Below are 6,731 nucleotides of genomic sequence, written 5' to 3' on the forward strand. Positions count from 1 at the left end.
GCGACCAGGGCTTGCACGGCGACGTGGTCGTCGGTCTCGAAGTCGACCTCCGGGGTGAAGCCCGCGCGCTCGCAGGTGGCGATCAGGTGGGCGCGGCAGCGCGGGCAGCCCGCGATCCAGCGGCGGTCGGCGTGGTCGGCCGGGGTGCGGCCGGTGCGGTCGGACTTGCGGGTGATCAGGTAGAGGGGTTCGCGCAGCAGCGGGTGCAGGGTGGTGCCTCGGGGCTGGTCCGGGGTGTCGGGGTGGTCGAAGACCAGGGCGAGGTCGACCTCGCCGTGCCGGAGCGCGGTGAGGGCCCGCTCGGGTTCGGCCTCGGTCAGGGCCAGCTCGACGCCGGGGTGGTCGGCGGCGAGCTGGGCGGCGGCGAGCGGCACGAGGGTGGCCAGGGCCGAGGGGAACGCGGCCAGGCGGACGCGGCCGGCGCGCAGGCCGGCGTGGGCGGACAGCTCGGCGCGCACGGCCTCCACCCGGCCCAGGATCTCGCGGGCCCGGTCGACCCGCAGCTCGCCCGCCTCGGTGAGGCGGACGCCCCGGCCGACGCGCCGCACCAGGGCGACGCCGGTCTCGGCCTCCAGCTTGGCCAGGTGGTGGCTGACCTAGGGCTGCGCGTAGTGCAGCGCCTCGGCCGCCGCCGTCACCGAGCCCTCGTCGGCGATGGCCACCAGCACGCGCAACCGGGTCAGATCCATAGACGGAGACTATCGTTTGGAAGAAAATCACACCTGGTTCTATGGCTGTCGCGCTGGCACCGTGGAGGGCGTGCGAATCCCCACCTTCCCCGACCTGCTGCGCGCCCGGCGGACCGTGCGCGCCCACCTCCCCCCGACGCCGCTGCGCCCCGCGCCCGGCCTCGGGCCCGGTGTGCTGATCAAGCACGAGAACGTGCAGCCGACCGGCGCGTTCAAGGTGCGCGGCGGGCTGAACCTGCTGGCCGGGCTGGACGCCGAGGCCCGGCGGCGCGGGGTGGTCGGCTACTCGACCGGCAACCACGCGCAGTCGCTCGCCCACGCGGCGGCGCTGTTCGACGTGCCTTGCGCGATCGTGATGCCGGTCGACCCGAACCCGCTGAAGGCCGCCGCCGTGCGCGCGCTGGGCGCGGAGCTGGTGGAGGCGGGCGGGACGTTCGACCAGGCGCGGGAGCACGCCGCCCTGCTGGCCCGCGAGCGCGGGATGCGGCTGGTCAGCGCGGCGGACGAGCCGGAGATCATCGCGGGCGTGGCCACCGCCTACCTGGAGCTGTTCGAGCAGCGGCCCGACCTGGACGTGGTGATCGTGCCGGTGGGCAGCGGCAGCGGGGCCGCCGCCGCGTGCCTGGTCGCCGCCGCGCTCGCCCCGGACTGCGAGGTCATCGCCGTGCAGACCTCGGCGTCACCGGCCGCGCACGACTCGTGGCGGGCGGGCGAGCTCGTCGCGCGGCCCAACCGCACGGCGGTCGAGGGGTTGGCGACCGGCAGCGGGTTCGCCTTGCCGCAACGGGTGCTGCGGGCGCGCCTGAGCGACTTCCGGCTCGTGGACGACGCGGCGGTCCGGCACGCCCAGTGGGTGATGCTGCGCGACGGGCAGACCCTCGCCGAGGGCGCGGGCGCCGCCCCGCTGGCCGCCTACCTGGCCGAACCCGAGCGGTTCGCCGGGCGCAGCGTCGCGCTGGTGTGCACCGGGGCCAACGCGGGCGAGGCGGAGATCCGGGCCGCCGTCGGGGCGGGCTGACCGGGGTCGGGTCCGCGCCCGGCCGCGAGGGCGTGCCGGACAGAAACCCGGACATCCGTTGACGGTCTTCTCCGCGCGGCCCTAGCTTCCGAAGACATGCGTCGTGTCGTCGTAGCCACGGTGGTAGCGCTCTCACTCCTGACTCCCGCGACCGCGCGGGCCCGCCCCGTCGACCCCGTGGACGCGCTCGCGTACCTGGAGGACCCCCGGATGACCGGGGAGAACCAGGAGCCGCCGCACCCGGACCTGAAGCCCGAGCGGCGGCTCAGCCTGAACGGCGAGTGGCGGATCAGGATGTTCGACAGGCCCGAGGACGTCCGCGAGACGGAGGAGGGCTGGCGGACGGTGTCGGTGCCGCACACCTGGCAGACCGACTTCCTGGACCACCCGGTGTTCCGCAACATCCCCACGGAGATGTACCCGGACGCCCCGCCGTCCGTGCCGCGCGACGTGAACCCGACCGGCGTGTACGAGAGGGAGTTCGACCTGCCCGCCGAGTGGGACCGCACGCTGCTCCGGTTCGAGGGCGTGACCAGCGGCTACTTCGTGTGGGTCAACGGGGAGTACGTCGGGTACGACCAGGGCGGGTACACGCCCGCCGAGTTCGACGTCACCGGCAGGCTCAAGCCGGGGCGCAACACCGTCCGGGTGCAGGTGCACCGCTGGGGTTCCGGGTCGCACCTGGAGGACTTCGACCAGTGGCGGTTCTCCGGGATCTTCCGCGAGGTCTGGCTGTACTCCACGCCGAGGACCTACCTGGCGGACGTGACGATCAGGACCGACCTGGACGCGGAGTACCGGGACGCGGCGCTCAGCGCGGACGTCGTGCTCGGCGGCCCGACCGAGGGGCACTCGGTGCGGACCAGGCTGTTCGACCCGAGCGGGACCGAGGTGCCGGTCGTGGGCGGGCGGGTGGCGAACCCCGTGAAGTGGACCGACGAGACGCCGAACGTGTACGAGCTGCGGGTGGAGCTGCTGCGGGACGGGCAGGTGGTCCAGACCGGCAGGCAGCCCGTGGGGTTCCGGGAGATCGAGATCGTCGACCGGCAGCTCAAGGTCAACGGGAAGCGGGTGCTGTTCCGGGGGGTCAACCGCGCGGAGACGAGCGTGCGCGGCAGCAGGCACGTCACCCGCGAGGAGCAGGAGGAGGACGTGCGGTTGATGAAGCGGTTCAACGTCAACGCGGTGCGCACCTCGCACTACCCCAGCGACCCGCACTTCTACGAGCTGGCCGACCGCAGCGGGTTGATGATCGCCGACGAGGTCGACACCGAGACGCACCACCACGACAACTGCCCGAACGACTGCCTGGCCGAGCGGCCCGAGTGGCAGGACGCGTTCCTGGACCGGTTCACCGGGATGCTCCAGCGGGACAAGAACCACCCCAGCGTGGTCATGTGGGACACCGGGAACGAGGCCGGGCTGGGCAGGGCGCACCACGCGATGGCCGAGCTGGCGCGGGCCCGCGACACCCGGCCGCTCTACCACCAGCCGAACGTGCCGGACGGCGACGCGCCGTTCGCGGACGTGTCCGGGCCGCGCTACCCGTCGCCGTCGAGCCTGGAGGCGAAGGCGCGCACGACGACCAAGCCGATCATCATGGGCGAGTACGCGCACGCGATGGGCAACAGCCTGGGGAACTTCAAGGAGTTCTGGGACGTGGTGCGCGCCTACCCGCAGGTGCAGGGCGGGTTCGTCTGGGACTGGGCGGAGCAGAACATCGCCCTTCCCCTATACACGACCCCGGACGACGCGAACGGCATCCTGGCGTGGCTGTCCGGCAAACCGTCCCGAGTGGACGGACCGCGCGGGAAGGCGTTGCGGCTCAGCGGGTTGGACGACTTCGTCGAGGTCTACCGGGACCGCAGGTTCGACGGGGTCCGCGACGGGCTCACCCTGGACGCCTGGGTCAAGCCGGACGCGTGGACCGGCGACTTCACGGTCATCGCCAAGGGCGATCACCAGTACGCGCTGAAGATGTCCGACGCGAGCACGCTGGAGTTCTTCGTGCACAGCGGGACCTGGCGCACCGTCCGGGCAACGGTGCCCGCCGACTGGACCGGGAACTGGCACCGCGTCACCGGCACGTTCGACGGCACGGCGCTGCGGCTGCTGATCGACGGGCAGCAGGTCGCGGAGACCGCCTTCACCGGGACGGTCGACCCGTCGCACTGGCCGGTGAACATCGGGCGCAACTCCGAGACCATGCAGGAGAACGTGCGCACCCGGATGGCGCACGGCGCGATCGACCAGGTGCGGATCTACCACCGGGCGCTGACCGGGTCCGAGCTGGCCGCCGATCCCAAGGGCACGGCGGTGCTGGCGCTGGACTTCGAGACCGTGCAGGACAAGGGACGGCAGCAGTCGTACGGCGCGGGCACCGGCGGCGTGGACGGGCTGGTGTGGGCGGACCGCAGGCCGCAGCCGGAGACCACCGAGCTGATGGCGGTCCACTCCCCCATCCGGTTCTCGTTCGCGGACAACCGGCTCACGATCGTGAGCGAGCGGCAGTTCACCGGCACCGACGACCTGGAGCTGCGCTGGGAGGTCACGGACAACGGGCGCGTGGTGGACGACCACCGGGGCCCGCTCGTGCCGGGCGTGGTCGAGCTGCCGGACCGGTCGGCGGTCACCGAGCGCCTGCTGACCGTGCGCGCCACCGACCGGGCGGGCAACGACGTCGGCATCGCCCAGTTCCCGCTCGGCGGCGACCGGATCGCCGGGCTGCACACGGGAACCCGCTCGGGCAGCACCACCACGACGCAGGACGAGAACGAGGTCGTGGTGTCCGGCCAGGGCTTCCGCTACGCGATCAGCAAGAGGACCGGGGCGCTCACGTCGATGCGGGTGCGCGGGGACGAGCTGCTCACCGCCGGGCCGGAGCTGGACGCGTGGCGCGCGCCGCTGTCCAACGAGTTCATGAGCGAGGACACCTCCTGGTACCGGGCCGGCCTGGACCGGTTGACCACCACGCCGTCGAGCGTGGAGGTGGGCCGGGACTCGGCGGACGCGGTCGTCACGGTGAAGTCGACGGCGCAGGCCGTGGCGGGGTCGTCGTTCGGGCAGACCTTCACCTACCGGATCACCGGCGACGGGGAGATCCACGTCGGGCACCGGGTCGCCGCGCGGGGCGCGATGCGGGATCTGGGCTACCTGCCCGGCATCGGTTTCACGGTGAAGGTTCCGGAGCGGTACCGGCGGTTCACCTGGTACGGGCGCGGGCCGGGCGAGAACTACGACGACCGCAGGTCCGGCGACCCGATCGGCCTCTACAAGTCCACTGTGGACGAGCAGTTCCACGACTACTACAAGCCGCAGGACTTCGGGAACCACGCGGACACCCGGTGGGCGACGCTGTCCGACGGGCGCTCGGGCCTGCTGGTGGCCGGCGACCTGGACGTGCGGGTGTCGCGGCACGACGACCTGGACCGGGCCGCCTACCCGTTCGCGCTCGAGGAGAACGACGGCTGGACCACGCTGCACGCCGCGCACCGGGTCACCGGCGTCGGCGAGACGTTCCACGAACCGCTCCAGCCGTACCAGGTCGAGGCCGGGACCGAGTACGCGTACTCGGTGCTGCTGCGCCCGCTCACCCCGGCCGAGGCGGTCACGGGCGAGCTGGGCGGACAGGTGGACTGCGTGCCCGCCGTGGAGCTGAACGCCGCCGACACCGCGCTGGAGCCGGGCGGTCGGGTGGAGGCCGAGCTGGTGGTGACCCGGCCGTGCCCGTCGCCCGCGCGGGCGAGGGTGGGCGTGCCGGACGGCTGGACGGCGACGCCCGCGTCGGTGGACCTGTCCGGCGGGTCGGCGCGGGTGGTGATCACCCGCGAGGGCGGGCCGACCGGGACCAGGCCGGTGCTCGTGGACGTGGTGGCGGGCAAGGGGACCACGGCGCTGAGCCGGGACTTCACCGCCGTGCCGAGCGCGCCCCGCGGTGAGGCGCGGGTGTCGGCGCTGGAGTTCCTGGACGAGCGCAACGGGTGGGGGCCGATCGAGCGCGACCGCAGCAACGGCGAGGACGCGGGCGGGGACGGCAACCCGATCCGCTTGCGGGGCAGCGCTGTCGACTCCGGCGTCGGGGCGCACGCGGACTCGGAGTTCCGGGTGCACACCGGTGGCCGGTGCTCGCGGTTGACCGCCGTGGTCGGGGTCGACGACGAGACCGGGGGCACGGGCAGCGTCCGGTTCGAGGTGCTCGCGGACGGGCGGCAGGTGTACCGGAGCCCGGTGCTGACCGGGCGGAGCGCGGCCGAGCCGATCAGCGTCGACACGTCGGGGGCACGGGTGCTCTCGTTCCGGGTGACCGACGGCGGTGACGGCAACGCGCACGACCACGCCGACTGGGCGAACCCGGTGCTGAGCTGCGGGTGATCACCTGCGCCGCCCGGACCCCCGAGTCCGGGCGGCGCGGGCGCGGCGCGGCTCAGCCGAGGCGGACGTTGCCGGTGGCCGGGTCGCCGCTCCCGATGCGCTGCACCCAGAAGGTGACGCAGGTGCCGCCGGGCGCGTAGACCTGCGGCGTCCAGTGCGAGCCGCCGCTGCCGGTCTGGTAGCCGCCCACGGCCGAGCCGCCCCAGTCGGAGCGGATCACCATGTAGACCGTGCCGCTGAGGGCGGGGACGCGGACCCAGTTGGTGCCGCAGCCCGCCGAGTAGCGGATCTCGTAGTTGATGCCGCCGACCGAGCCCGAGCGGATGGTGCTCGCGCCCGAGGCGCACCCGGTGCCCAGCGGGTCGGTGTTGTGGTGCTCGGGTCCGGCGGTGGCCGAGCCGGTGGTCAGGGCGAGCAGCGCGGTGGTGGTTCCGAGCAGTGCCGCGATCTTCCCGGTGGTGCGCATGGGGCCTCCGTGTTCTCGCTGCGGCTGGTGCTCCCCATGCTGGTCGGCGGGCCGGTCGGCCCGGTATCGCTCGCGGGGTGAGGCGGGGCGGTCCCCCGCCTACCCACACCGGTCACTGCACGTGCCGCCGCACGTCCGCGGCCACCTGCTCCCGGTCGGCCATGCCGTACTTGCCGAGGACGTGCTT

At 73.6% G+C, this 6,731-nt stretch carries 4 protein-coding genes and 1 pseudogene; 2 read left to right on the top strand and 3 right to left on the bottom strand.

Going from position 1 to position 6,731, the window contains the following annotated elements:
• Nucleotides 1-548, bottom strand: a 548-nt coding sequence (locus tag ACTUAL_RS17350; RefSeq protein WP_440901005.1) for a LysR substrate-binding domain-containing protein, incomplete at its 3' end; no start/stop codon positions are given.
• A gap of 15 nt (nt 549-563) precedes the next feature.
• A pseudogene (locus ACTUAL_RS17355) lies at nt 564-689 on the bottom strand (helix-turn-helix domain-containing protein); the annotation flags it as partial.
• 70 nt (nt 690-759) lie between these two features.
• On the opposite strand from ACTUAL_RS17355, the gene ACTUAL_RS17360 reads away from it, so the two are divergent.
• Both ACTUAL_RS17360 and ACTUAL_RS17365 read left to right on the top strand, forming a co-directional pair.
• Complete coding sequence (locus ACTUAL_RS17360) at nt 760-1,707, top strand: threonine ammonia-lyase (protein WP_096495642.1); 948 nt, start codon at nt 760-762, stop codon at nt 1,705-1,707.
• Nucleotides 1,708-1,884: 177 nt separating this feature from the next.
• Nucleotides 1,885-6,078, top strand: coding sequence for a glycoside hydrolase family 2 TIM barrel-domain containing protein (locus tag ACTUAL_RS17365; RefSeq protein WP_440901003.1), 4,194 nt, complete (start codon nt 1,885-1,887; stop codon nt 6,076-6,078).
• Between the two features lie 52 nt (nt 6,079-6,130).
• Here the strand turns inward: ACTUAL_RS17365 and ACTUAL_RS17370 are convergent, their stop codons facing one another.
• Entirely contained in the window at nt 6,131-6,544 is a 414-nt protein-coding gene (locus ACTUAL_RS17370; protein ID WP_440901004.1) for a DUF2690 domain-containing protein, read from the bottom strand.
• Between the last annotated feature and the right edge of the window lie 187 nt (nt 6,545-6,731).

Source organism: Actinosynnema sp. (assembly GCF_052038725.1).

What these genes read in the sequence shown, in the direction of transcription:
- ACTUAL_RS17370 (WP_440901004.1), bottom strand. Translation starts at nt 6,544, where the DNA reads ATGCGCACCACCGGGAAGATCGCGGCACTGCTCGGAACCACCACCGCG.